A 25,803-nucleotide genomic window follows, 5' to 3' on the forward strand; every position below is an offset into this window, starting at 1 on the left:
ACGGGTTCGCAAGTGTTCGGGGGAAGTTCATATGGGCCGTCCTGCAGTTCCGATCCTGTCCACCGACCGCATCGCGCGGGCGGCGATGGATCTGGTCAATGCGAACGGCGGTTTCACCATCCCTGACCTGGCCCGCAAGCTCAAGGTCAGGCCGTCCTCGTTGTACAACCACGTCAGCGGCCGCGAGCAGATCGTCGAGTTGCTGCGCGAGCTGGCGATGAACGAGGTCGAGCTGCCCGCACTCGACGGCCCGTGGCCCGAGGTGGTGGCCGACATCATGCGCTCCTACCGGCGCAGTTATGCCCGCTACCCGCGACTGATCCCTTTGATGACGGCCTATCCGGTCAGCAGCCGGCACGCCGTCGAGATGTACAACGCGCTGGCCGTCACGCTCACCAGGGCCGGATTCGGGCCCACCGAGACCCTGCACATCATCACCCTGATCGACAACTTCGTGCTCGGCTCGGCACTCGACGCCGCGGCTCCCGAAACTCCTTGGGGCACAAGCCCGGACGTGGTTCCCGAGTTCGCCGCGGCACTGACCACCGGCGATAACCGGCCGGACCGCGCCGAGCAGGCGTTCGAGTTCGGCCTGACCGTACTGCTGCGGGGTATCGGCGCCGCGTAATCTGCCCCGGGTGGACAACGATGCACTGCTCCGGCAACTGCAGAACGATGTGATCGCCATCCAGCAGACGGCCCTGGCCGGCGGCCCGGACCTAGACCGTCCGGTGCCGACCTGCCCCGGCTGGACGGTCACCGACCTCCTCGCCCACCTCTGGGTGATCCAGAGCTGGGTGCGCTTGATCCTGCGCGCCCGGGAAGTGCAACCGACCCCCGAACCCGGCCCCGCGCCGGTCGCCGACTTCGTCGACGGCATCCCTGACTACCTGACCGCGATGCGCGCGATCAGCCCCGACGAGCCGTGCTGGAATTTCGGGGCGCCGCCCCGTACGGCGGGTTGGTGGATCCGCCGCCAGGCCCATGAGCACGCCATCCACCGCGTCGACCTGGAAGCGGCCTTCGGTACGACTCCGGTCTTCGCGCCGGCTCTCGCGGCCGACGGTGTGGACGAGATCCTGACGGTGTTCTATCCCCGACAGGTACGCATGGAACGCACACCACCGGTCTCGGAGACCGTCAACATCGTGGCGACCGATACCGGGCACAGCTGGACGCTGGGTACCGGCGAACCCGTCGCGACCATCACCGCCGATGCCGCCACGCTGTACCTCGGGCTGTGGAAACGCCTCGATCTGCCCGCCACCGCGCGGATCGACGGTGACGAGGCCGCCGTCCGCCGCACCCTGGGGCTGGCGCTGACACCGTAGACACACCCGGCGCCGTTGTGGTCACCTGCGCGGACGCCGGCCGGCGAGTTGGCTAGTCTGCCAGCGTGCCGACTCACCTGTCCCGGCGCGGCTTCTTGGCGATGACCGCGGGGGTGACCCTGCTGGCCGCGTGCGGGCAACAGAAGCCCGGCACCGTCGCCAACGACGGATCGGTCACCGTCAAGCACGCGTTCGGCGAGACCAAGATCCCGCACCCGCCCACCCGGGTGGTCAGCGCGGGCCTCAACGACCACGACTTCCTGTTGGCGGTCGGGGTCGTGCCGATCGCGATCACGGACTGGTTCGGGGCGCAGCCCTTCGGGGTATGGCCCTGGGCGGTCGCGAAACTCGGCTCGGCACAGCCGACCGTGTTGAACCTGGCCAACGGTGTCGACACCGACGCCATCGCCGCACTGAAACCGGATCTGATCGTGGCCACCAACGCCGGCCTGGACAAGGACACCTACACCAAGCTCGCGAGCATCGCCCCGACCATCCCGCAGTCCGGTCAGGACGCCTTCTTCGAACCGTGGAAGGACCAGGCCACCGTCATCGGCCAGGCCGTGTTCAAACACGACGAGATGCAGCAGCTGGTCAAAGGGGTGGACGACAAGTTCGCCGCGGCGGCCAAGAGCAATCCGTCGTTCACCGGACGGACCGCGCTGCTGCTGGAGGGCGCCCTGGACGACGGCCACGCGCGCGTCGACCATCCGGACTGGCTCACCGCACTCGGCTTCACCGAGCCGTCCACCGACAGCCGCATCGCCGTCGACAAGCTCACCGCCAACGTCCTGATCTGGACCACCGACGGGGATGCGGCCCGCGACGCACTGCTGGCCGACCCGGCGATCGCCGCGCACGGAAAGCACAACGTCTTCACCGATCCCGAACTGGCCGCCGCCATCGCCTACACCTCGCCGCTGTCGCTGCCCGTGGTCGCCGACCGGCTACCACCGCTGCTGGCGGCGGCGGGCTAACAACCGGCGCCCAGGAACGGCCTGACAAGATGTCCGGGTGACCAGCACCGAGAACCGTGAGCCGACTCGTTTCGCGCAGACCGGCTCGGCCTACTATCCGATTTTCGTCGCGGTGTTCACCGCCCTGGTGATCATCTCCAATGTCACCGCGACCAAGGGCGTGGCGTTCGGCCCGATCCTGACCGACGGCGGGTTCATCGTCTTCCCGCTGACCTATGTGATCGGCGACGTGCTCTCGGAGGTGTACGGATTCAAAGCGGCCCGCAAGGCGATCCTGCTGGGCTTCGCGATGAACATCCTGGCGGCCTTGATGTTCTGGGTCACTCTCTACCTGCCGGCCGCCGATTTCTACGAGAACCAGGCACACCTGGAGAACGTCGTGCACGCCTACACCCAGCTGATCATCGCCGGGTTGGCGGGCTTCATCGTCGGACAGACCATCAACGCATGGGTGGTGGTGGCCATCAAGGAGCGCACCAAGGAGAAGCACCTGTGGGCGCGGCTGGTCGGGTCGACCTTCGCCGGGCAGCTCGGTGACACGCTGGTGTTCTGCACCATCGCCGCCGGCGCCATCGGCATCACCACGTTCAAGGACCTGGCCGTCTATACGGCGCTGGGATGGTTCTACAAGACGGCCGTCGAGGTGGTCATGCTGCCGATCACCTACCGGGTGATCGCATACGTCAAACGCCACGAGCCGACGTACGCGCTGGCCGCTTAAATAGGCGCTAAGGCTCCTCTGGCAAAGCTCCCAGAGCGCCCCGCATTGTTGTTACCCGGCGGTAGCGTTGGCAGATGACAGTCACAACGGAGTCACCGGTGCTCAGCACCGTTCGTGAATACGGGGATCAGGCCCTGCTCCTCGAGTTCGGCAGCACCGCCGAAGTATTGGCGTGGACTGCCGCCATCCGAAATGCCGACCTGCTCGGCGTCGTCGATATCGTGCCCGCGTCGCGCACCATCCTGCTCAAGCTGGCCGGCCCGCGCTACCTGGCCCCGACCCGGCAACGGCTGGGCAAGCTGCGCGCCGACCATGGCGATGCGGCGGCCCCGGCCGGGCCGGACGTGGTCATCGACGTCGTCTACGACGGCGCCGACCTCGACGCGGTGGCCGAGCTGACCGGGCTGAGCCGCGCCCAGGTCGTCGCCGCCCACACCGGCAGCCTTTGGCAGGTGGGTTTCGGTGGTTTCGCACCGGGTTTCGCCTACCTGGTCGGCGGCGATCCCCGGCTGCAGGTGCCGCGCCGCGACGAACCGCGCACCCGGGTCCCGGCCGGCGCGGTGGCGCTGGCCGGTGAGTTCACCGGGGTCTATCCGCGCGAGACGCCGGGTGGCTGGCAGCTGATCGGGCGCACCGACGCCGTGATGTGGGATATCAACCGTGATCAACCGGCACTGCTGGTACCCGGGATGACCGTCCGATTCCAGGAGGCAGCAGCATGAGCGTCACGCTGGAAGTACTGCGCACCGGCCCGCTGGCCCTGGTGGAGGACCTGGGCCGGCCCGGCCTGGCCCATATGGGAGTCACCCGATCCGGTGCCGCCGACCGCCGGGCCCACACACTGGCCAACCGACTGGTCGCCAACCCGGGTGAGTCCGCCACGGTCGAGGTGACCTTCGGCGGATTCTCGGCGCGGGTGCGCGGCGGCGACGTCGCGATCGCCGTGACGGGTGCCGACACCGATCCGTCGGTCAACGGAAAACCGTTCGGGACCAACAGCATCCATTACGCCCATGACGGCGAGGTGATCTCGCTCGGTGCGCCCCACTCGGGCCTGCGCAGCTATCTGGCGGTGCGGGGCGGTATCGACGTGGCACCGGTACTCGGCTCGCGCAGTTATGACGTGATGTCGGCGATCGGCCCGGCCCCGCTGCGCGCCGGGGACGTACTGCCAGTCGGCGAGCACACCACGGACTTCCCCGAGCTGGACCAGGCGCCGGTGGCGTCGATCGAGGGCGACATCCTGGAGCTGGATGTGGTGCCGGGGCCGCGGGACGACTGGTTCGTCGACCCGGACATCCTGGTGCGCACCAACTGGCTGGTCACCAATCGCAGTGACCGGGTCGGGATGCGGCTGGTCGGCATGCCACTCGAGTACCGCTGGCCGGACCGGCAGCTGCCCAGCGAGGGTGCCACGCGGGGCGCAATCCAGGTGCCGCCCAACGGTTTTCCGGTGATCCTCGGGCCCGATCATCCGGTGACAGGTGGTTATCCGGTGATCGGTGTGATCACCGATGCCGACCTGGACCGCGTCGGTCAGGCTCGGCCCGGTCAGACCATCCGGCTGCACTGGTCACACCCGCGCGGTCCGGTGCAGTAACCGAACTCGACTCGGTCCGGCGCCCGGGCTGGTACAACGACAGGGTGGGGGTACACACCGCACGCCTGATCCATACCGCCGACCTCGACGGTGACACACGCGACGATGCCCGGCAGATGGTGCACGACGCGTTCGACGGTGAGTTCACCGGCGCCGACTGGGAGCACGCCCTCGGGGGCATGCACGCGCTGGTGTGCCATCGCGGTGCGATCATCGCCCACGGCGCCGTCGTTGCGCGACGCCTACTGCACCAGGGCCGGGCGCTGCGCTGCGGTTACGTCGAGGCCGTGGCCGTGCGCGAGGACTGGCGGGGTCAGGGCTTGGCCGCCGCGGTGCTGGACGCCCTGGAGCAGGTGCTGCGCGGCGCCTACGAATTGGGTGCGCTGAGTTCATCGGACGCCGGCCGGACGTTGTACGCCGGTCGCGGTTGGCGCCAGTGGCGCGGCGAGACGTCGGTGTTGGCGCCGTCCGGGATCACCCGCACCCCCGAGGACGACGGGGGCGTCTACGTCTTGCCGGTCACCGCCGAACTCGACCTCGACGGGGCGCTGACCTGCGATTGGCGCGACGGTGACGTCTGGTGAGGGCCGGGCGTCCCGACCTCACAGGAGTATTCCGCCGATAGTGAGCGGAAGTTCACGGCTGGGATATCGCAGGCAGTGATAGCGCAACATTGCCTTCTTACCGTGGTCCGCATGCGCCGCCGCCCACGCTCATCTGCCCAGGTGACACACATGCGCAACAGCCGATTAACCCGACCGAAACATGCCCTGAATACACAGGTGCCATGACTGAACCTGATTGGGCTCCGCTCACCGGGTTCCGGGTTGCCGTCACCTCGGCCCGCCGATCCGAGGAGCTTGCCGCCTTGCTGACCCGTCGTGGCGCCGACGTGACGTCGGCCGCCGCCATCACCATGGTGCCGCTACCCGACGACGACGAGCTGCGGGCCAATACCGAAGCCCTCATCGCGACGCCGCCGGATATCGTCATCGCCACCACCGGCATCGGCCTGCGCGGCTGGATCGCGGCGGCCGACGGCTGGGGGCTCGCCCACGAACTGACCGCCGCATTGTCCAAGGCACGCATCGTGTCGCGCGGCCCCAAGGCCACCGGGGCCCTGCGCGCGGCCGGGCTGCCCGAGGAATGGTCCCCGGAATCCGAATCCTCCCGCGAGCTGTTGCACTACCTGTTGGAAGGCGGCATCGTCGGCATGCGCATCGCGGTGCAGTTGCACGGTGCGACCGAGGAATGGGACCCGTTCCCCGAATTCCTCGACGAGCTGGAGGCAGCCGGCGCCGAGGTGGTCCCGATCCGGGTCTACCGCTGGCATCCCGCACCGCGGGGCGGCGCGTTCGACCAGCTGGTGATGGGCATCGCCGATCAGCGCTACGACGCCGTCAGCTTCACCTCCGCGCCCGCGGTCGCGGCCATGCTGATGCGAGCGACCGAGCTCGACGTGGAGGACGCACTGCTGCAGGCGTTGCGGACCACGGTGCATGCGATGTGTGTGGGTCCGGTGACCGCCCGGCCGCTGGTACGACTTGGCGTGCCGACCTCGTCTCCGGAGCGGATGCGACTGGGCGCACTGGCTCGCCACATCACCGACGAGTTGCCGCTGTTGCAATCCCGCCGCATCCGCGTCGCCGGGCACGTCCTGGAGATCCGCGGGACCTGTGTGATGGTCGACGAGGTGGTCAAGGAGCTGCCGCCGGCGAGCATGGCCACCATCCGCGCCTTGGCGCACCGGCCGGGTGCGGTGGTGTCGCGCGCCGATCTGCTGGGCGCCCTGCCTGGCAGCGGCACCGACACCCACGCCGTGGAGACCGCCGTGTTGCGTTTGCGAACGGCCTTGGGCGACAAGAACATCGTCGCGACAGTGGTCAAGCGCGGATATCGGTTGGCGGTCGACGAATTCCCGGTGGGCGCATGAGCTACATCTTGGTGGCGCACGGCACCCGCAAGGCCGGCGGCGTGAACATGATCGGTGAGCTCGCCCAGCGGGTGTCCGCGGTACTGGACCGGGAGGTGCGGGTGGCCTTCGTCGACGTGCTCGGACCGACCCCGCGCGAAGTGCTCGACTCGTTATCCGACGACGAACCGGCCGTCGTGGTGCCGGCTTTCCTGGCCGGTGGCTATCACGTCCGGGTCGACGTGCCCGCCCACGTCGCCGCCAGCGGGCACCGCCGCGTGGTGGTCACCCCGCCACTGGGGCCGTGCCAGGGCACGGTTCGGGTGATGGCCGATCGATTGTACGAATCAGGTTGGCGTACGGGCGATTCGGTAATCATGGCGGCGGCGGGAACGTCGGATCCCAGTGCCGCATCCGATCTGCGCCGAACCGCGGCCATGCTGTCGGCGCTCACCGGCGACCGTGTGGAACTCGCCTTTGCCGCAACCGGCACCCCCACCGTCGGGGACGCGGTCTCAGCCGCCCGCAGCCGCTGCGGACGGCGGGTGGCGGTCGCGTCCTACCTGCTCGCCGACGGCCTCTTCCAGGATCGGTTGCGTACCTCCGGTGCCGATATCGTCGGTGACCCACTCGGCATCCACCCCGGCATGGTGCGCCTGATCGCCAGCCGGTTCCGCCGCGCCCGGGTCGACGGGATGCGCGTGGCGGCGTAGCCAGCAACGTCACAATCGGTCGCGTCGGCCCGCTCTTCCCGCTCCTGGTTCGATCCCAGCCAGCACCAGCTAACCGTTCACGGCGGCAACCGATTGGACACCTGGGCATAGATCGGTCGGAGATACCAAATCTCGCAGCACATTTCAACTTGCCACTGGGTGCGGTACCTGACATAACGCTGAACTAGGGGGTGACCCGGTTACTCGGTTACTATCTCTTGCGATGGCTTCACAATGGGGGGCGGCGCAGCTGCGGGAATGGCTGCTGGCGGCGCTGGACGACACCGATGGCACCTTGACCACCGCTGAGCTGCGCGACTACGCGCAAGGCAGGATAGACCGGGCGGGCAAGGACGCCGTCATCGAGTCCGTGTACCGCAACCTCACCGTGCTGGAGCGCCGCGGCGACGTGGTCCGCCGCCCCGGCCCCGGCCGCGACGCCCACTGGGCCGCGGCTACACCGCGATCTGCACGAGACCGTCCGGCGTAACCCGGGTCCGGTACACCGCCAGCGCGACAGCTGGGTCGTCGAGGCAGCTGCCGTCGTCAAACGCGAAGGCCTGCTTCTTGATTGGGGTTTGCACACAGGCGCGCCCAGCACGATCGCCCACGACCCCGCGCGAAATCACCGCGGCACCGGAGAACGGGTCGATATTGTCGACGGCGTGCAACGAGCCGTCGTCCAGCCGGAACAGCGCCACCTGGGTTCGGTCGGGCAGCAGCACGCCCACACCGCGACACGGCAGTAGGCGGTCGTACGCGCACGCCGTGATCCACTCCCGATCATCCTGGGAGTCAACGTGTTTGCGATCGTCGAGCAGTGTCATGCCTTCTCCTGAACTCGCAGCGTCGGCATCCCGATCGGCACCTTGCGTCCGTTGGATTCGGTGAACTCGATAGTCGGATCCGCGACATCGGGGGCATTGACGAACGAGACGAACCGCGACAGCTTCTCGGGATCGTCGAGGACCCCCTTCCATTCACAGGCGTAGCCGGCCACATGGCGTTCCATGGCCGCCTCGAACTCGGCGGCCAAGCCGAGTGAGTCGTTGCACACCACGTCGCGCAGGTGCTCCAGCCCGCCATCCATGGCCTCCAGCCACGGCGCGGTGCGCTGCAGGCGGTCGGCGGTGCGGATGTAAAACATCAGGAACCGGTCGACATACCGCACCAGCGTCTCGTCATCGAGGTCACCGGCGAGCAGCTTGGCGTGCCGGGGCGACATACCGCCGTTACCGCACACGTACAGATTCCAGCCCTGCTCGGTGGCGATGATCCCGACATCCTTGCTCTGCGCCTCGGCGCACTCGCGGGCACAGCCGGACACCGCCATCTTGATCTTGTGCGGTGCCCGCAGACCGCGGTAGCGCTTCTCGATCTCGACGGCCATGTTCACCGAGTCCTGTTGCCCATACCGGCACCAGGTGCTGCCCACACAGCTTTTCACCGTGCGCAGCGACTTGCCGTAGGCGTGCCCGGATTCCATACCGCCGTCCACCAGGCGGCGCCAGATCTCGGGCAACTGGTCGACCCGGGCGCCGAACATGTCGATGCGCTGGCCGCCGGTGATCTTGGTGTAGAGGCCGAAATCCCTTGCGATCTCCCCGATCAGGATGAGCTGCTCGGGGGTGATCTCCCCACCGGGCGAGCGCGGCACCACCGAGTAGCTGCCGTTGCGCTGGATGTTGGCCAGGAAATGGTCGTTGGAATCCTGCAGCGAGGCCTGCTCACCGTCGAGCACATGATCCGAACTGGTCGAGGCCAGGATGGAGGCGACGGTGGGTTTGCAGATATCGCAACCCTTTCCGGTGCCGAACTTCTCGATCAGGCCGGAGAAGGTGCGGATCTCGGTAGCGCTGACGATCTCGAACAACTCGGCGCGAGACTGGCTGAAGTGTTCACACAGCGCCGTGGACTGCTCGACGCCTTCGGCCTCCAGCAATTGCTTGAGCAGGGGCACGCACGACCCGCAGGAGGTGCCGGCCAGCGTGCACTTCTTCAGGCTGGCGACATCGTCGCAGCCACCGCAGATCGCCTCTTTCAGATCACCTTTGGTGACGTTGTTGCACGAGCAGATCTGCGCGATATCCGGTAGCGCACCGACACCGAGCGCCGGTGCGTCACCGTCGGTCACCGGGGCGATCAAGGCCAGTGGGTCACCGGGCAGCTCACTGGCCACCATCGGGCGCAGCACCCCGTAGGCCGACGCGTCGCCGACCAGGATGCCGCCGAGCAGGGTCTTGGCGTCATCGGAGAGCACCAGCTTGGCGTAGGTCTGCTTGACCGGGTCGTTGACCACGACCTCCAGGCAGTTGGGGGTATGCCCTTGGGCGTCACCGAAACTGGCCACATCCACGCCCAGCAGTTTGAGCTTGGTGGACATGTCCGCGCCGGGGAACTCGGCCTCCCCGCCGAGCAGCCGATCGGCCACCACCTCGGCGGTGGTGTAGCCCGGGGCGACGAGGCCGTAGCAGCGCCCCTCGACGGCTGCCACCTCGCCGATCGCGTAGATGTGCGGATCGCTTGTCAGACAGGACAAATCGGTCAGCACACCACCGCGCTGCGCGATCTCCAGGCCGGCCGCGCGGGCCAGTTCGTCACGCGGTCGCACCCCGGCGGCGAAAACCACCACGCCGGCGTCGATGGTGCTGCCGTCGTTGAGCGAGACCCGCACCGAGTCGTCGACGGCGGACTTACGGATCGGCCGGTGCCGCTGCGCCGGTGCGATGCTCTCGGTGGCCACCGCGGTGTGCACCTCGATGCCCAGGCCCTTGATCATCCGGCTCAGCAGTACGCCACCGGCCTCGTCGAGCTGGTTGGCCATCAGATGCGGTGACATCTCCAGCACGTGTGTCGTCAACCCGAAGGCGCGTAACGCGTTGGCGGCCTCCAGACCGAGCAGGCCACCACCGATCACCACGCCGACGGGCGTGTTGCTGTCCCGTGCGGTCTTGGCGCCCGCCCGGATGGCGTCCAAATCGTCGAGCGTGCGGTAGACGTGCACCTGCGGCAGGTCGTGTCCGGGCACCGGCGGCACGAAGGCGTAGGACCCGGTGGCCAGCACCAGGGCGTCGTAGTCCAGGACACGGCCGTCGGCGGCGGTCACGGTCTTGGCGGCCCGGTCGATCTCCCGGGCCGCCAAGCCGAGGTGCAGCACGACGTCGTTGTCGCCTGCATAGTCATTACCGGGGAGCGCCAGTTGCGCCCGGTCCCAGTGTTCGGTGTAGCCGGTCAGGCCCACGCGGTCATACGCCGCGTCGGCTTCCTCCGACAGGATGGTCACCCGCCAGGAGCCCTCAGCATCCCGGGATCGCAGTGCTTCGACGAACCGGTGTCCGACCATGCCGTGTCCGACCACGACAACATGCTTGGCTGAGTGCATACCGCGACGGTAGGTAGTCGATATTGCCGACATGTCGCATCGTGTGAAGCAGCCGTCACGGTGTTCTCACAAAGCGTCACGGGTGTGTGTGAGTGCGCCGCGCCGGCCTTCCCGGCCGCCAGCCGCGCGCAATCAAGGCCGCGCGGGCCTCCCGGACGATATCGGCGGCGGCATCCTCCTTGATGACGTGCAGAATGTGCCAGTCCAATCTCGCGAGCTCACGTGCCGCCCACACATCCTTGGCATATTGGGCGCGACTGGTGAGGTGCTGGGCGCCGTCGTACTCCGCGCCGACCTTGAACTGCTCCCACACCATGTCCACCCTGCGGATGTACCGGCCATTCTCGTGGATGACGAATTGGGTTGTCGGGATGGGCAATCCGGCGTCGACGAGAAGTAACCGCAGCCAGGTTTCGCGCGGCGACTCGGCACCCCCGTCCACCAGGGGCAGGGCCTTGCGCAATGCAGGCAGCCCGCGGGCACGCGGATTGAGCGTGGCGAGTGCGAGAACGTCCGCCATATCGACCCGCCTGACATGGCACAACGCGTCGAGCCGAGCGACGGCCTGCTCCCGCGGCAGCCGGCGCCCGAGGTCGAAAGCGGTGCGGGTGACGGTGGTGACCCGCACCCCGCCGACCCGGGTGATCTCATGAGCGGTCACCCGTTCGTCATGCAGAACGAGGCCGTGGCGGGGACGGGTGGCTCCGATGACCTCGATGGGCGCGTCGACATCGACCCAGTTCGCGCCGTGCACCGCCGAGGCCGCGACACCCGCGATCACCCCGCCGGTGGCCAGCGCCGCGCCCTGGATTCGGTCCCGCAGCGTCACCTCGTGCTCGCGAGGCACGTAGATGCCGCGGTAGATCGGCCGGTACCCGGTGCGCAACTGCGACCGGCTCAGCTGTCCCGCGGCGAGGGCGGCACTGCCCAGAAACGGAATGCGCACACAGGTTCAGACGCAGCCGGCCCCGTTTCGGCTCCCGGCGCCCTGAATTCCGACGTTGTGGTGCCGGTTGAGGCTTCGACGCCACCACAACGTCGGAATCGACCCGGTCTTACTTCCAGCGATCCAGGATCTCGGTGGTCTTCTCGGTCAGCGCCCACTGCAGGAACGGGCCGAAGGTGATCCGGCCGACGCCCAGCGCGGTCAGCTCGGCCAGGTCGCTGGTGGGCTGCACCGTGACGCTGACGGGCAGGGGTACGGCCTTGACGAAGGTGCCCAGGCCCTCCGGATCACGCAGACCGGCCGGGAACAACGAATCGGCGCCGGCCTGGGCGGCCAGCGTCAACCGGTCGATACCGCGCTGGACCCGACCGGCTTCGTCCCCCTCGTTCTTGAGGAAGATGTCGGTACGGGCGTTGATCACCACGTGCACACCCGCCGCGTCGGCCGCCGCCCGGAGCTCCCCGACCAGGGCCGCGTGCTCCTCGGCGCTGCGCAGCCGGCCGCCGTCGCGGTGCACGGTGTCCTCGATGTTGAAGCCGACGGCGCCGGCGCCCAGCAGTCCCTCGATCAGCGCGGCAGGCGACTCGCCGTAACCGGACTCCACGTCCACCGACACCGGGACGTCGACGACGGCGGTGATCTGGGCGACCCGGGCCAGCAGATCATCGAAGCCCATCTGCTCGCCGTCGGGCTTGCCCAGCGAGTCCGCGACCGGATGACTGCCAACCGTCAGACCCGCGAAACCCGCCTTGACCACGGTGTTCGCCGACCAAGCGTCCCACACTGTCGGCAACACACCCGGGTTGCCGGGCCGGTGCAAAGCCAGCAAGGCGGCAGCCTTCTCGACCAGATCCTCATTCGACAATTCGGTTACCTCTCGTTTCGTAGACGTGATCTGTCTCACTCTGAAGTCCATGTTGTGGCTAACATCGAGTGCGTACTGTGATCCATGACACCCTTCAGCCCGAGGAGGTCACTAGTTTGTCCACTACGACCGAAATTGCCGAACTCCACGAATTGATCGGCGGCCTCCGTCGATGCGTCACATCGTTGGCGGCCCGGCATGGCGACAGCCCAGCGATGCGCCGCATCGTGAACGACGCCGAACGCATGCTCAACGATATCGATCGGCTCGATATCGACGCCGAGGAGCTTGAGACCGATCGCGGCGGACGAACAGTTCACCACCCGCATTCGGTGGAGAAGATCTGCATCCCCGATACCGATTACGCAAGCGACTTCTGGCGCGACGTCGACGACGAAGGGCTCGGCGGCACCCGCTGACGCCTGGGCGTCCGCGCCAGTTCACAACAGAAAAAGAGGGAACTCAGTGAGCGCACCGACCTCGAATCGTCAAGGCACCGGCGTCTTCTCACCTACCAGAGCTCAGATCTCGGCGCGCACACTGCGTACCGATCGATGGTGGCAGTCACCGCTGATCGTGGATCTCGGGTTCGCCGCCTTCGTCATCTACGCGACGGTGCGCGCGTTCTTGCAGAACAACTACTACGTTCCCGCCTACCACTACCTGACGCCGTTCTACTCGCCGTGCGTCAGCAAGGGCTGTGTGCCGGAAGCGAGCCACTTCTGGCCACAGTTCCTTCCTGACGTGTGGTGGCTGCCCTATGCGGCGCTGTCGCTGCCGTTCCTGCTGCTGTTCCGGCTGACCTGCTACTACTACCGGGGCGCTTACTACCGCTCGGTCTGGCAGTCCCCCACCGCCTGCGCCGTCGCCGAACCGCACGCCACCTACACCGGCGAGACGCGCCTGCCGCTGATCATCCAGAACACCCACCGGTACTTCTTCTACATCGCCGGGGTCATCTCGGTGATCAACACCTACGACGCGATCATCGCCTTCCATTCGGACAAGACCGCCAGCGGTTTCGGCTTCGGACTTGGCAACATCATCCTGCTGGTCAACGTGATCATGCTGTGGGTGTACACGCTGTCCTGCCATTCCTGCCGGCACGTCACCGGCGGCAGGCTCAAGCATTTCTCCAAACACCCTGTCCGCTACTGGATCTGGACCCAGGTGTCGCGGTTGAACACCCGGCACAAGTTGTACGCCTGGATCACCCTCGGCACCCTGATGTTCACCGACTTCTACATCATGCTCGTCGCCAGCGGGACCATCAGCGACCTGAGATTTGTTGGCTAGAAACACAATTCGATAGCGAATCAAGCGAGGATCATTTATGGCTGAACTCGAACGGCACCAGTACGACGTTGTCGTGATCGGGGCCGGCGGGGCGGGACTGCGTGCGGTGATCGAGGCCCGGGAACGGGGTCTGCGCGTCGCGGTCGTGACGAAATCACTGTTCGGCAAGGCGCACACCGTGATGGCCGAGGGCGGCTGCGCGGCGGCCATGCGCAACGTCAACACCAAGGACTCCTGGCAGGTGCACTTCGGAGACACCATGCGCGGCGGCAAGTTCCTGAACAACTGGCGGATGGCGGAGCTGCACGCACAGGAAGCCCCGGACCGGGTGTGGGAGCTGGAGAGTTACGGTGCGCTGTTCGACCGGACCAAGGACGGCAAGATCAGCCAACGCAACTTCGGGGGGCACACCTACCCGCGGCTAGCCCACGTCGGTGACCGAACCGGCTTGGAGATCATCCGCACGTTGCAGCAGAAGATCGTGTCACTGCAACAGGAGGACAAGCGCGAACTCGGCGATTACGAGGCCCGCATCAAGGTCTTCCACGAAACGTCGATCACCGACCTGATCAAAGATGGCGGCAAGATCGCCGGCGCGTTCGGGTACTACCGTGAGACCGGTAATTTCGTCCTGTTCGAAGCGCCCGCGGTGGTGCTGGCGACCGGCGGTATCGGCAAGAGCTTCAAGGTGTCGTCGAATTCGTGGGAGTACACCGGCGACGGGCACGCGCTGGCTCTGCGTGCGGGATCCAGCCTGATCAACATGGAGTTCATCCAGTTCCACCCGACCGGCATGGTGTGGCCGCTGTCGGTGAAGGGGATCCTGGTCACCGAGGGTGTGCGCGGGGACGGCGGGGTGCTGAAGAACTCCGAGGGCAAGCGGTTCATGTTCGACTACATCCCCGAGGTGTTCAAGGGCCAGTACGCCGAGACCGAGGAAGAGGCCGACCAGTGGCTCAAGGACAACGACTCCGCCCGGCGCACCCCTGACCTGCTGCCCCGCGACGAGGTGGCCAGGGCCATCAACGAAGAGGTGAAGGCCGGCCGCGGTACGCCGCACGGCGGCGTGTACCTCGACATCGCATCCCGCATGCCGGCCGAGGAGATCAAGCGCCGGTTGCCGTCGATGTACCACCAGTTCATCGAGCTGGCCGAGGTCGACATCACCAAGGACGAGATGGAGGTCGGCCCGACCTGCCACTACGTGATGGGCGGTATCGAGGTCGATCCGGACAGCGGAGCCGGCGCCACGCCGGGGCTGTTCGCGGCGGGCGAGTGCTCCGGCGGGATGCACGGTTCCAACCGGCTGGGCGGTAACTCGCTGTCCGATCTGCTGGTGTTCGGGCGCCGCGCCGGGCTCGGCGCCGCCGACTACGTCCGCGGCCTGACCGAGCGCCCCACGGTGAGCGACGAGGCCCTCGACGCCGCCACCACGCTGGCGCTGGCGCCGTTCGAGCCCAAGGCGAACCCGGAGAACCCGTACACGCTGCACGCCGAATTGCAGCAGTCGATGAACGACCTGGCCGGCATCATCCGCAAGGAGAACGAGCTGCAAGAGGTGCTGGGCAAGATCGACGAGCTGAAGGCCCGCTATGCCAATGTCACCGTCGAGGGCGGCCGGGTCTTCAATCCCGGCTGGCATCTGGCCATCGACATGCGCAACATGCTGCTGGTCAGCGAATGTGTCGCCAAGGCGGCGCTGCAGCGCACGGAGAGCCGCGGCGGGCACACCCGCGACGACCACCCGGCCATGGACGCCAACTGGCGCAAGACCCTGCTGGTGTGCCGGGCAAGCGACGGTGCGGTGGTCCCGGACGTGACGGTGACGCCGGAGCCGCAGGTCCCCATGCGACCCGATCTGCTGGCCACGTTCGAACTGTCCGAGTTGAAGAAGTACTACACCGCCGCCGAACTGGCCGAACACCCCGACTGGAAGAACTGATATGAGTGCGTACAACGCGAATCTGCGGGTCTGGCGCGGTGATCCGGCCGGTGGCGAGTTGCAGGACTACACCGTCGAGGTTAACGACGGCGAGGTGGTGCTCGACATCATCCACCGATTGCAGGCCACGCAAACGCCCGACCTGGCGGTCCGCTGGAACTGCAAGGCCGGCAAGTGCGGGTCCTGCTCGGCGGAGATCAACGGCCGGCCGCGGTTGATGTGCATGACGCGGATGTCGACATTCGATCCGGCCGAGACCGTGACGGTGACGCCGCTGCGTACCTTCCCGGTGATGCGCGACCTCGTCACCGATGTCTCCTTCAATTACGAGAAGGCGCGCCAGATCCCGTCGTTCACCCCGCCCAAGGACCTGCAGCCCGGTGAGTACCGGATGCAGCAGGAGGACGTGAACCGCAGCCAGGAGTTCCGCAAGTGCATCGAGTGCTTCCTGTGCCAGAACGTCTGTCACGTGGTGCGTGATCACGAAGAGAACAAGCAGAACTTCGCCGGCCCGCGGTTCCATATGCGAATCGCCGAGTTGGACATGCACCCGCTGGACGTGGTGGATCGTCAGGAGATGGCGCAAGACGAGTTCGGGCTCGGCTATTGCAACATCACCAAGTGCTGCACCGAGGTGTGCCCCGAGCACATCAAGATCACCGACAATGCGTTGATCCCGATGAAGGAGCGCGTCGCCGACCGCAAGTACGACCCGATTGTGTGGCTGGGGAACAAGCTGTTTCGGCGATGAGAAGGCGCTGCGATCCGCGGGCGTGCGCTCAGATCATGATCGGGCGCGGCATCGCGCTCTGAGCGCACACTCGATGCGGCGTCGAGCGTACGGTTGGGGTAGGGACCGAACAGCGACGAAAGGTACCTCGATGACACTGCGTGGAATCAACAGCGTCAACGACATTCGCACCGCGATCCGCGAGCTGACCGCCCGTGCGGCACTGGCCCGCAAAGAGGGCCGGCCCGGTGACGCGGCCGAGATCGAACAGCGGATAACCCGCTACCGCGACGAGCTCGCCGGGCGTCCCTGACCTCAGGCTCCGAGCTTGCGGAACGTGCTGCGGTGGAACACGATCGGCGGCACGTCGTGCACCGTGATGCCTTTGACCTGCAGCACGACGATGGTGTGGTCGCCGGCCGGCACCTGCTGATCGATGGAGCTCTCCAGCCAGACGCTGGTGCCGTGCACGAACACCGCACCGCTCTCGTGTGAATGCGTCTCCAGGCCTTCGAACCGGTCGCCGGTCTTGGCAGCCAGCGTGCGCGCCGCCTGATCGTGCGACTCACCCAGCACGCTGATGCCCAGGGCCGGGAGATTCTGCAGCTTGGGCCAGGTCTCAGAGGAATTCTGCACACAGAATGCGACCAGGGGCGGATCCAGCGATACGGGCACGAAAGTGCTTGCCGCCAGCCCTACCCGGACGCCGTCGACCTCGGCGGCGATCGCGATGACGCCGGACGGGAAATGCCCGAACGCCTCACGCAGCGCGGCCGGGCTCAGCTCTGTGTTGGTCATAACACTTCCATCTTCACACGTAACGGTGCGCGGCGGCCACGTCAGGGTGCGCACGCAATCGACTCTTCCACGCATTACGCCCGTAAACAGGGTAGATACGCTCGTCGGCGGGGTCGTCGGTGACTCCGCCGGCATGAGCCGCCAAGTCGTCGGGTAGCGGTAGAACCGGTATCCGCGCATCCAGGCGTGGGTTGAAAAAGTAGGCCACCGAGATGCGCTCGGCCCCGCCGATCTGTACGCGGTGCTCGGTCGCGCGCAGGTAGCCGTCGCTGGCGATCTCGAGCATCTCGCCGATGTTGACGATCAACGCACCGGGCAGCGGATCGACATCGACGTATCCCGCATCGGTGCGCACCTGTAATCCGGTGCTGCCCGGTTCGGCGAACAGCAGGGTGAGGACCCCGGCGTCACGGTGGGCGCCGACGCCCTGACCGGACGGGGCGCCGCCGGGATAGCGGATGACCTTGATCAGTGTCGCCGGGGTAGCGGCAAACGCCGGCTCGAACACGTCTGCCGGACTTCCCAGGGCAACGGCCCAGTGCCGCAGCAGGGTACGGCCCACCTGCGCCAACGCGGCATCCCACGCAGCGATGACGGCCGGCAACTCCGGTAGCGCGGCCGGCCATTGGTTGGGACCCTGCAGGCGCAGATACGGCTCGACCGGGTCGGCCAACGGGGCGCGTTCCGGTCCGATGTCGATCTGTTCGCGCCAGTCCATCTGACCGCCGGTGAGCTCGCCACCGAGGCGGGTATAGCCGCGGAAATGCGGGCTGTGCACCATGGCCACGGCGTCCTTGTCCGCCTGCGGCAGCGCGAACAGGGCGCGGGCCTGGGTGAGCAGGCGTTCGATCAGGTCGTTCGGGACGCCGTGCCCGGTCAGATAGAAGAACCCCACCTCATGGGCTACCCGGCGCAGCCGGTCCCGCAGTTCGGCGGGGTCGTCGCGAAGGTCGACGACGGGCAGCGCCGTATGGACGGAAGGCACGGCTCCATTGTTGCCGCCGGACAGCCCGGTTGGCCATGGTCTGGCTCAGGCTGAACGGAAGGGCAGCTCAACCCGAGCAGGTTGGCACGCTCACCTTGGGTTCGACGGTGTCTATCAACGGCTGGATTGGCACACGGGGTGCACCGCCGGCCGTCGGCTCCGACAGGCGGAAAACCAATTCCCCTGCCTGTTTCGGCGGAATCGCCACCTGGATTTCGAAGGTGGGGTGACCCCGCTCAGTACCTGTGAAGACCGGGACACGTTCTCCGTTCGAGAAGGCACTGAGCAGCTTGGCGTCTTTTGTGCCAACCAACCGTACCGAGGTCAACATGGACCCGCTGGGCATCGTGAACGGGAGGTTGGGCAAGACGCCGGCGGTCCCGGCCACGTAGTCGGGCAATGGCGTGTCCGGCGCGACGCTCTTCAATTTCACGGTGATGGTGGTGTTGCGCTGATCCTCGGAGCACCCATCGCCGGCGTACTCGATCTCTCGCCGGAGGTAATAGTCCATCTTGTTGCCGCCCAGATTGTTGATGACGACTTCGGCGTAAGGTGCCGCATTGTCTGGGATCGCGTGTGCAAGGGGCGTCCCCTCGAGAAGTTCTTGATTCTCCGGCGACGCACTCCACACGGCGATGCGGCCCTCACCGACCGCCTTGCCCAGAGCGTCAAGTACACGCCGGGGAGATTCCAACTTGCCTGTCATCTTCTTGACAACTTCGTTGGCGATGTCTTGCAAATACTGCTTGCGGGCGGTCTGATCGGTGGGAAAGCGTTGGTAGGCAATCGATTCGGTAAGTTCGACAACGTTGTCCTTGGTGATCTTCTCACCGTCTGCCAACGTCACGGGTCCGACAGCGCCCAGGATGTAGCTCAGCGCGACCGGGTCGATGGCTATGGCGCCGTCAACGCTCTGTCCCGATGTTTGCGCCCACATCGACTTCCAAATCTGGGCGGTGTACGGGAAGTGCGAACTCAGATTGCTATTACGGAAATCGGTGCTGGGATTGGCATAACCATACTGCTCGGCATATTCCGCACCCAACTCAAGCGGCGCAAAAGGACCCTTCAGTTCACTGTTGGGACCTAACGCCTCAACACTGGGCGCGCCGTTGTCGAAGTGCAGGATGCCAAAGCCACCCAGTATTCCTCCGGTGCCGCGCGCTTCAGCGTTGGTCTGAAAACCCATGAAGTAACTTCGAGGCCCATCGGCTCCCATCATCGACGGTGCCAACTGGGCGGCGAGCGCGGTGTTCTCCAAAAGCGAAGCGACTCTGCCGGTTTGAGCCTGGACCTCGGTCCGAGCCTTCCGCAACACGGAGAGGTATGTCGGCTCGGCGATTGCGTCGGCCTGTGCATTCAAGCGGCGAGCATCTGCAGATATCTTGCTGAGAGTCGGCGCTTTCTCGCGGAGGAGTTGCACATTGAGACGCGACCCCTCGAACAGCTGGTCAGGTGATAGTGCCACGCCGATCTGCGCTGAGGGCTGGAGCACATCCCTGACCAGACCGAGAGCAACATCCGAAATTTGTTGTGCGGTCTGGAATGGGCTGCCCAACCACGGCACCATTGTGGCGATCCGCCACGGTATCGAATGCGTCGCAGTGCTCGCGGAAAGAGCTTGAGACTGAGCCTTACGGGCGTGCACCTGGGCGTCTTCAGCCCGCCCATCAGACAGGGCATCCTTCGCCTGCTGCGAGTTGGAGCGAGCGCGCTCCAACTCGCCCTTGGCCACGTACGCCTCGTAGCCGAGCCAAGCGATGAATCCGGCAATGATGGCCGCGAATATTGCGATGGCGAACTTGGTTTGTCGCAGGCCTAACACATTTCGCAGACGACCAAACCGGGACGACGGCTCGTCGTCAGCTATCGAATACTCACTCCCACCATTCGACGACTCGCTCAGCGGACACCGCCTTCACATGCTGCAATTCGCGCCAGATTCAGGCCGAACCATAGAGTGGCCGAACGCCGTCCCTTCCGGCGTGTTCGCTCGGGGGTGACTAGCAGCCCCGACTGAACGAGATAGTGAAGCTGCCATACGGTCCGAGCTTGGCGGTGGCGCCAAGGAGGCAAACCTCGAAGTTCAGGTTGGCAGTAATCGACTTATAGATCGGCTTGAGGAAACCCGGAATGAGTGAGAGCGGAGTGAAGACCAAAACCGTCGCCGCCGGCTTCGCCGGGTCACGGGGCGATCCGATCCACCACAGCTGATTCTGCAGCCAGTTGTCCTGGGCGAGGTTGTCAAGAACCTGCGAGACAGGAGCCAGAGGAGCTGGGGTCGCGACATCAGCCTGTGCGGCAATCGCGGGAGTGAGGGTGGCAGCGGCCGCGATGGCGCAGGTTGCGACACCCACCTGAAACTTGGTTGTTGCATTGGAAAAGTGTGTCGCGAGAGCGGACATTTTTTTGTCCTTCCATCAGAGAGCCTGGGAAAAAGAATCGCAGACTGAGAGCATGCTGTCAATACGAAAGATCCCAGGTGACACGATATTTCTGGGCGCAAACAAGTGGAAATACTCGCGTTACCGCGGCCCCTACACCGCGCGTTCGCTAACGCTCCTGCTCCGCACATTCGCCCTGAACAAAGGGAGCCAGCATCTTGCCCACGTCAGTGGGCGTGAATCCGACGGATCGAACCTTCGCCAGGTCCAACACAGAATTGCGCGGTCGGGGCGCAACAGGACCCGCGCTCGAAGCGAAGTACTGTTCAGCACTTACCGCGGCCACGCGGTCAGGGCTGTGCCCTGCAAGTGCAAACACCTCCCTGGCGATGTCCGCCCACGACGTAGCCGGCCCAGCTCCGGTCACGTGGTAGACGCCGTAGGGGGCACCGCTGTCCGTCAAATGCCGGATGGCGCGAGCCAGCTCAGACGCGAAAGTCAACCTGCCGAACTGGTCGTCGACGACTGACGGGTTCACACCGCGCCGGGCGAGCGACAGCATGGTCCGGACAAAATTGCGGCCATCGCCGATCACCCATGACGTCCGGATGATGTAGTGGCGAGAAACGGTGGCCGCAATCTGTTCACTGGCGGCCTTTGTTTGGCCGTATACACCCAACGGGGCCACCGGATCATCTTCACGGTAGGGCTGATCTTTTGTGCCGTCGAAAACATAGTCACTGGAGATGTGGACCAACGTCAGGCCATGACGGTTCGCGACGCGCGCCAATGCGGCCACACCGGTCACGTTCACCGCCCAAGCATTGGGGCGGCCCCCCTCGGTCTCGGCAGCGTCGACCGCCGTGTAGGCCGCCGCATTGATGATTGCCTGGTAATCCCTCCAACGGAACGCGTCATCGAAGTCATTGCCGGCAAGATCCAACCGAGTTCTATCTGCGAATTCAACAAGAGGGTCATCGGCATGAATGTCGCGCAACGCCCTGCCGAGCTGGCCGTTAGCCCCGAGGACCAAGGTTTTGCGTGGGATTATCGGCTTGATGTCGGCCAGCCTCGGATGGCCTCGGTCTTTCATCGAGAGTTCAGCCCGGTCGAGCGGGATCGGCCACGCAATCGCGACCTCCTCATCCGCGACATTCACCGAGGTGTAGAGCGCCTCGGGCGAGTAATGGTCATTAACCAGGTAGGTATACGCGGTGTTGGCTTCAAGCGTTTGATACGCATTTCCCACACCGCGAGGAACGAAGACGGCTCGCGACGGGTCAAGTTCCGCAGTGACCACGGCGCCGAATGATGGGCCCGCACGCAAATCGACCCATGCGCCGAAGATCCGGCCGGAGGCGACCGAGACGAATTTGTCCCAGGGCTCGGCGTGGATGCCTCGGGTGGTGCCCACGGCATCGTTGAATGAGACATTGTTCTGCACAGGGTTGAAGTCAGGCAGTCCGGCGGCGACCATCTTCTCGCGCTGCCAGTTCTCCTTGAACCAGCCGCGACTGTCGCCGTGAACGGGCAACTCCCAAATCGTCAGCCCGGGTATCGTTGTCGCCTGCGCCGACAGCTTTTTCCCGTAATCGGTCACCGTATTAGCCCTTGGTCACTGACCCAAGCGCGCGTAAAACGCCTCGGTTTCGTCCTTGGCCGGCGCCCACCACGCCTCGTTGTTGCGGTACCACTCGATGGTCGCTGCCAACCCGGTCTCGAAATCGCGATACTTCGGTCTCCAATCAAGCTCGGCGCGCAATTTGGAAGAGTCGATTGCATAACGTAAGTCGTGGCCCGCGCGATCGGCGACATGGTCATACGCACCTTCTGGTTGCCCCATCAGTCGCAAGATCATCTCGATGACAGTCTTGTTATCGCGCTCACCGTCCGCGCCAATCAGGTAGGTTTCCCCGATTCGTCCCCTATCCAGAATGCTCAACACCGCCGAAGAATGATCGTCGGCATGAATCCAGTCGCGCACATTGCGGCCCTCGCCGTACAACTTCGGCCGCGAACCGCGGAGCACGTTGGTGATCTGGCGCGGAATGAACTTCTCGACGTGTTGATAGGGTCCATAGTTGTTGGAGCAGTTCGAGATTGTGGCCGCCAGCCCGAATGACCGAACCCACGCGCGTACCAGCAGATCACTGCCGGCCTTAGTCGACGAATAGGGTGAGGAGGGGTTGTAGGGCGTGGCTTCGGTGAACCGCATCGGGTCGTCGAGTTCGAGGTCACCGTAAACCTCGTCGGTGGAGATGTGGTGAAAGCGGACGCCGCGCCTGCGCGCAGACTCCAAAAGGGTGAAAGTGCCCACCAGGTTGGTGTGGAGGAATGGATGCGGATTGTCCAGAGAGTTGTCGTTGTGCGACTCCGCGGCGTAATGGACCACAGCGTCGACCGATCGAACCAAATCATCAACGAGGTCAGCATCAGCTATGTCACCGAGGACGAATGACACACGATCATCTGGCAGACCGGCTAGCGACTCCCGATTTCCGGCATAGGTGAGCTTGTCCAACACGATGAGGTGGTGGGCAGTGTGCTCCACGGCGTAGTGGACAAAATTGGACCCGATAAATCCGGCACCGCCGGTGACGAGCAACCGCGCCATCAGTGGCTCCTCTCGAGCAACTCCAGAAGGTAGGCGCCGTAGCCCGACTTGAGTAGGGGTTCTGCCCGCTCGCGCAGTTCATCGTCTGTCAAATACCCTTGGCGCCAACCGATTTCCTCTGGGACACCAATCTTCAATCCGGTTCGCCGTTCCATGGTCCGCACGAAGTCCGCGGCGTCGGTCATCTGGTCGAACGTGCCGGTGTCGAGCCAAGCGGTTCCCCTTGGCAATACCTGAACGTGCAAACGGCCTTGTTCAAGATATAGCCGATTGATGTCGGTGATCTCATACTCACCACGTGCGCTCGGTTTCAAATCCCGGGCCATCGACACCACGTCGTTGTCGTAGAAGTACAAGCCAGGTACAGCGTAATTACTCTTCGGTTGTCGCGGCTTCTCTTCCAGAGAGACCGCGATACCGTCACGGTCGAATTCGATCACGCCGTAAGCCGATGGTTCGGCTACCCAGTACGCGAAAATCGCCCCCCCATTGATGTCACTATAGGTTTGTAGTTGCGTACCGAGACCCGGCCCATAGAGCAGGTTGTCTCCCAGAACAAGCGCCACGTTCTGCCCGGCCAGGAAGTCGGCCCCAATCGTGAAGGCCTGCGCCAATCCTTCCGGCGAAGGTTGCTGGGCATAGGTGATCGACACTCCGAATCGCGAGCCGTCGCCCAACAAACGCTCGAAGCTCGTCGCGTCATGCGGCGTGGTGATGACCAAGATGTCCCGGATGCCGGCGAGCATCAGCGTCGACAATGGGTAATAGATCATGGGCTTGTCGTAAACGGGCATCAGCTGCTTCGACACTCCCAAGGTGATCGGGTGCAGACGCGTACCCGAACCGCCGGCCAGGACTATCCCCTTCACGCGGCCATCGTGGCACAGCGCAGTCGGGTGGGCTAACTTTGTACGGCAGCTCCCTAGAGGCCACCAAGGAGCAGCGCATAATCACCGACTTCAGATTGAAGCAGGGAGTCCGTCTGCACGTCCTATTTGTCTGCACCGGAAACATCTGCCGATCGCCGACGGCTGAACGGTTGTCCGCGCTGATGGGTGCCGAACGCGACATCCCGGACTTCCGGACCTCCAGCGCCGGCACGCGGGCTGTGATCGGGCACGAGATGCATAAACAGGCGGCCGAGGCGCTGAGAGCGCTGGGCGGGGATCCATCCGGATTCATGGCGCGCCATCTCACATCTCGGATCGCTGGCGCTGCCGATCTGGTCCTCACGATGACAACAGCACATCGCAGCGCCGTGCTTGAGTTGGCTCCACGCCAACTTCGCAAGACCTTCACGCTCAGCGAGGCATCCCTCTTGGCCGCCGAGTACGAGCCGCGTAGCTTGGCCGATTTGGCAGACCTTCGGCCGCGCCTGGCCGGGCGACAGGCAGACGACATCCCCGACCCCATCGGACAGGACGACTCATACTTCGCGGCGGTCGCCGCACTTATCGCGCATGCGCTTCCTCCGATTATCGAATTGTGCCGGCGGTCCGTCGCTCTTCCAGACAGCTAGCCGCCGGATGTGGCTCACGCTGTTGGTAATGGCCGTCGCGGTCAGCTTGGAACCGTTCCGTATCGGGATGTCTGCCGTGATGTTGAACCGGCCTCGTCCCCACTTACAGTTGGCGACATTTCTGGCGGGCGGCTTTGCGATGGGTATGACCGTCGGCGTGACGGTTCTCTTCGTCATCGGCGATCGTCTGCCGCGGACGCATTTCACCTTGCCCCGCGTGCAGCTCGCCATCGGGGCTCTCGCGCTAGTTATAGCTCTCGGCCTTGCACTCACACCGGGGAGGTCACGCACACCGCCTACATGGATGAGGCGACTACTTGGCGGCCAATCTCTCTGGGTCGCAGGCTTAGCCGGCCTCGGTATCGCGCTGCCCTCCGTGGATTATCTGGCGGCCTTGGCGGTAATCGCCGCATCCGGCGGGAACGCATCCACGCAGCTCAGTGCGCTGATCGCATTCAACGTCGTGGCATTCGCTCTAGTCGAGATCCCTCTCGTCGCTTACCTGTTCGCACCAGCCCGAACGAGCGCCCTCATGGCATCGCTGAACACCTGGATAAGGGCGCGGCGACGTAAGGAAGTCGCAACCCTGCTGGCGTCGGTGGGCGTAATTCTGCTTATCGCGGGGTTGCTGGGTCGCTGAACCGGACAACGCCGGTGGGCCACTGCGGACACCCGCTCTGGACCGAGCTCAGGGTCGTCCCCTCCGATGAGCGCTCGCCCACACGGCGCCAGGTTGAGGACAGAGCCACGAATCTCGGTCGTCACCACCACAAAGACCGGAGGGGACACCGTCCGCCTCTACGCTGCCAAATTTCTGTCGACACGTCTCGGCTCTGCTGCCGTGGCATCACGTTATGTATGCACCGGAACTACCCGACCATATGGGACACCGCTTCTTCCGTTCTGTAGCAAACGCAAATACATCGTTTCGATGAGGAATATCAGCACAGCAAACTAATTGCGCGTGCCGCGTCTACAGGATCGGCCATTCCCGCTGAAAACACATCTACCTGCGGTTTTGGGCGTGACGGAGCACTAGCCGCAGAGTCTGTATTTTCTCTGAGTAAACATCTAAAACTTGCTGTGCG

28 protein-coding genes are annotated in these 25,803 nt (G+C 65.1%); 17 read left to right on the forward strand and 11 right to left on the reverse strand.

What is annotated here, in order from left to right; translation table 11 throughout:
- Nucleotides 1–31 precede the first annotated feature (31 nt).
- The 10 genes from SBI67_RS08235 (at nt 32) to SBI67_RS08280 (ending at nt 7,744) form a co-directional block, all read left to right on the forward strand.
- Complete coding sequence (locus tag SBI67_RS08235) at nt 32–628, forward strand: TetR/AcrR family transcriptional regulator C-terminal domain-containing protein (RefSeq protein WP_318980069.1); 597 nt, start codon at nt 32–34, stop codon at nt 626–628.
- Nucleotides 629–638: 10 nt separating this feature from the next.
- Nucleotides 639–1,331 carry a maleylpyruvate isomerase family mycothiol-dependent enzyme gene (locus SBI67_RS08240; protein ID WP_318980070.1) on the forward strand — a complete coding sequence of 231 codons (693 nt, stop codon included), beginning with the start codon at nt 639–641 and terminating at the stop codon, nt 1,329–1,331.
- 65 nt (nt 1,332–1,396) lie between these two features.
- Complete coding sequence (locus tag SBI67_RS08245; protein ID WP_318980071.1) at nt 1,397–2,308, forward strand: ABC transporter substrate-binding protein; 912 nt, start codon at nt 1,397–1,399, stop codon at nt 2,306–2,308.
- 37 nt (nt 2,309–2,345) lie between these two features.
- Complete coding sequence (locus tag SBI67_RS08250; protein WP_318980072.1) at nt 2,346–3,029, forward strand: queuosine precursor transporter; 684 nt, start codon at nt 2,346–2,348, stop codon at nt 3,027–3,029.
- A 74-nt stretch (nt 3,030–3,103) separates the two neighbouring features.
- Nucleotides 3,104–3,751: a 5-oxoprolinase subunit B family protein gene (locus SBI67_RS08255; RefSeq protein ID WP_318980073.1), complete on the forward strand. Its 648-nt coding sequence runs from the start codon at nt 3,104–3,106 to the stop codon at nt 3,749–3,751.
- Nucleotides 3,748–4,629, forward strand: coding sequence for a 5-oxoprolinase/urea amidolyase family protein (locus SBI67_RS08260; RefSeq protein WP_318980074.1), 882 nt, complete (start codon nt 3,748–3,750; stop codon nt 4,627–4,629). The genes SBI67_RS08255 and SBI67_RS08260 overlap by 4 nt, the downstream gene beginning before the upstream one ends.
- Nucleotides 4,630–4,673: 44 nt before the next feature.
- A complete protein-coding gene (locus SBI67_RS08265; protein ID WP_318980075.1) occupies nt 4,674–5,213 on the forward strand; it encodes a GNAT family N-acetyltransferase in 540 nt (179 codons plus the stop codon).
- A 203-nt stretch (nt 5,214–5,416) separates the two neighbouring features.
- A complete protein-coding gene (locus tag SBI67_RS08270) occupies nt 5,417–6,562 on the forward strand; it encodes a uroporphyrinogen-III synthase (RefSeq protein WP_318980076.1) in 1,146 nt (381 codons plus the stop codon).
- Nucleotides 6,559–7,254 carry a sirohydrochlorin chelatase gene (locus tag SBI67_RS08275; RefSeq protein WP_318980077.1) on the forward strand — a complete coding sequence of 232 codons (696 nt, stop codon included), beginning with the start codon at nt 6,559–6,561 and terminating at the stop codon, nt 7,252–7,254. The genes SBI67_RS08270 and SBI67_RS08275 overlap by 4 nt, the downstream gene beginning before the upstream one ends.
- A gap of 223 nt (nt 7,255–7,477) precedes the next feature.
- Nucleotides 7,478–7,744: a Fur family transcriptional regulator gene (locus SBI67_RS08280; protein WP_318980078.1), complete on the forward strand. Its 267-nt coding sequence runs from the start codon at nt 7,478–7,480 to the stop codon at nt 7,742–7,744.
- Here SBI67_RS08280 and nirD read toward each other — a convergent pair.
- The 4 genes from nirD to SBI67_RS08300 all read right to left on the reverse strand — a co-directional run bounded on the left by nirD (nt 7,710) and on the right by SBI67_RS08300 (nt 12,447).
- Nucleotides 7,710–8,081 (reverse strand): nitrite reductase small subunit NirD, encoded by a 372-nt coding sequence (gene nirD / locus SBI67_RS08285; RefSeq protein ID WP_318980079.1) that lies wholly within the window; start codon nt 8,079–8,081, stop codon nt 7,710–7,712. The genes SBI67_RS08280 and nirD overlap by 35 nt on opposite strands.
- The gene (nirB, locus tag SBI67_RS08290) at nt 8,078–10,636 is read right to left on the reverse strand and encodes a nitrite reductase large subunit NirB (protein WP_318980080.1); all 2,559 of its coding nucleotides are present in this window, start codon (nt 10,634–10,636) and stop codon (nt 8,078–8,080) included. Before nirB ends, nirD begins: the two co-directional genes overlap by 4 nt.
- 76 nt (nt 10,637–10,712) lie before the next feature.
- Nucleotides 10,713–11,582 carry a type IV toxin-antitoxin system AbiEi family antitoxin gene (locus tag SBI67_RS08295; RefSeq protein WP_318980081.1) on the reverse strand — a complete coding sequence of 290 codons (870 nt, stop codon included), beginning with the start codon at nt 11,580–11,582 and terminating at the stop codon, nt 10,713–10,715.
- Nucleotides 11,583–11,691: 109 nt separating this feature from the next.
- Complete coding sequence (locus tag SBI67_RS08300; RefSeq protein ID WP_318980082.1) at nt 11,692–12,447, reverse strand: isocitrate lyase/PEP mutase family protein; 756 nt, start codon at nt 12,445–12,447, stop codon at nt 11,692–11,694.
- 116 nt (nt 12,448–12,563) lie between these two features.
- On the opposite strand from SBI67_RS08300, the gene SBI67_RS08305 reads away from it, so the two are divergent.
- From SBI67_RS08305 to SBI67_RS08325, 5 genes are all read left to right on the forward strand, one after another.
- Nucleotides 12,564–12,866 carry an Rv0250c family protein gene (locus tag SBI67_RS08305; protein WP_024450255.1) on the forward strand — a complete coding sequence of 101 codons (303 nt, stop codon included), beginning with the start codon at nt 12,564–12,566 and terminating at the stop codon, nt 12,864–12,866.
- 46 nt (nt 12,867–12,912) lie between these two features.
- Entirely contained in the window at nt 12,913–13,743 is an 831-nt protein-coding gene (locus tag SBI67_RS08310; RefSeq protein WP_318980083.1) for a succinate dehydrogenase subunit SdhC, read from the forward strand.
- 37 nt (nt 13,744–13,780) lie between these two features.
- Nucleotides 13,781–15,685: a fumarate reductase/succinate dehydrogenase flavoprotein subunit gene (locus SBI67_RS08315; RefSeq protein WP_318980084.1), complete on the forward strand. Its 1,905-nt coding sequence runs from the start codon at nt 13,781–13,783 to the stop codon at nt 15,683–15,685.
- A 1-nt stretch (nt 15,686) separates the two neighbouring features.
- Nucleotides 15,687–16,436 (forward strand): succinate dehydrogenase/fumarate reductase iron-sulfur subunit, encoded by a 750-nt coding sequence (locus tag SBI67_RS08320; protein ID WP_024450258.1) that lies wholly within the window; start codon nt 15,687–15,689, stop codon nt 16,434–16,436.
- 130 nt (nt 16,437–16,566) lie between these two features.
- On the forward strand, nt 16,567–16,728 hold the full coding sequence (locus tag SBI67_RS08325) for a hypothetical protein (protein ID WP_318980085.1): 162 nt from the start codon (nt 16,567–16,569) through the stop codon (nt 16,726–16,728).
- A 2-nt stretch (nt 16,729–16,730) separates the two neighbouring features.
- On the opposite strand, the gene SBI67_RS08330 is transcribed toward SBI67_RS08325, so the two are convergent.
- The 7 genes from SBI67_RS08330 to rfbA all read right to left on the reverse strand — a co-directional run bounded on the left by SBI67_RS08330 (nt 16,731) and on the right by rfbA (nt 24,065).
- Nucleotides 16,731–17,213, reverse strand: coding sequence for a flavin reductase family protein (locus SBI67_RS08330; RefSeq protein ID WP_318980086.1), 483 nt, complete (start codon nt 17,211–17,213; stop codon nt 16,731–16,733).
- 13 nt (nt 17,214–17,226) lie between these two features.
- A complete protein-coding gene (locus SBI67_RS08335; protein ID WP_318980087.1) occupies nt 17,227–18,198 on the reverse strand; it encodes an isopenicillin N synthase family dioxygenase in 972 nt (323 codons plus the stop codon).
- A gap of 67 nt (nt 18,199–18,265) precedes the next feature.
- The gene (locus SBI67_RS08340) at nt 18,266–20,023 is read right to left on the reverse strand and encodes a DUF4012 domain-containing protein (RefSeq protein ID WP_413232425.1); all 1,758 of its coding nucleotides are present in this window, start codon (nt 20,021–20,023) and stop codon (nt 18,266–18,268) included.
- A gap of 178 nt (nt 20,024–20,201) precedes the next feature.
- On the reverse strand, nt 20,202–20,603 hold the full coding sequence (locus SBI67_RS08345; RefSeq protein ID WP_318980088.1) for a hypothetical protein: 402 nt from the start codon (nt 20,601–20,603) through the stop codon (nt 20,202–20,204).
- Between the two features lie 148 nt (nt 20,604–20,751).
- Nucleotides 20,752–22,182, reverse strand: coding sequence for a dTDP-4-dehydrorhamnose reductase (gene rfbD / locus SBI67_RS08350; protein WP_318980089.1), 1,431 nt, complete (start codon nt 22,180–22,182; stop codon nt 20,752–20,754).
- Between the two features lie 15 nt (nt 22,183–22,197).
- The gene (gene rfbB, locus SBI67_RS08355; protein ID WP_318980090.1) at nt 22,198–23,196 is read right to left on the reverse strand and encodes a dTDP-glucose 4,6-dehydratase; all 999 of its coding nucleotides are present in this window, start codon (nt 23,194–23,196) and stop codon (nt 22,198–22,200) included.
- Nucleotides 23,196–24,065: a glucose-1-phosphate thymidylyltransferase RfbA gene (gene rfbA, locus SBI67_RS08360; RefSeq protein ID WP_318980091.1), complete on the reverse strand. Its 870-nt coding sequence runs from the start codon at nt 24,063–24,065 to the stop codon at nt 23,196–23,198. The genes rfbB and rfbA overlap by 1 nt, the downstream gene beginning before the upstream one ends.
- 95 nt (nt 24,066–24,160) lie before the next feature.
- Between rfbA and SBI67_RS08365 the strand changes: the two genes are divergently transcribed.
- Together SBI67_RS08365 and SBI67_RS08370 are read left to right on the forward strand one after the other, a co-directional pair.
- On the forward strand, nt 24,161–24,715 hold the full coding sequence (locus SBI67_RS08365; RefSeq protein WP_318980092.1) for an arsenate reductase/protein-tyrosine-phosphatase family protein: 555 nt from the start codon (nt 24,161–24,163) through the stop codon (nt 24,713–24,715).
- A 7-nt stretch (nt 24,716–24,722) separates the two neighbouring features.
- Nucleotides 24,723–25,355, forward strand: a complete 633-nt coding sequence (locus SBI67_RS08370) for a GAP family protein (RefSeq protein ID WP_318980093.1) — start codon at nt 24,723–24,725, stop codon at nt 25,353–25,355.
- Nucleotides 25,356–25,803 lie beyond the last annotated feature (448 nt).

The sequence above is a fragment of the Mycolicibacterium chengduense genome (assembly GCF_033741155.1).
Taxonomy (GTDB): domain Bacteria; phylum Actinomycetota; class Actinomycetes; order Mycobacteriales; family Mycobacteriaceae; genus Mycobacterium.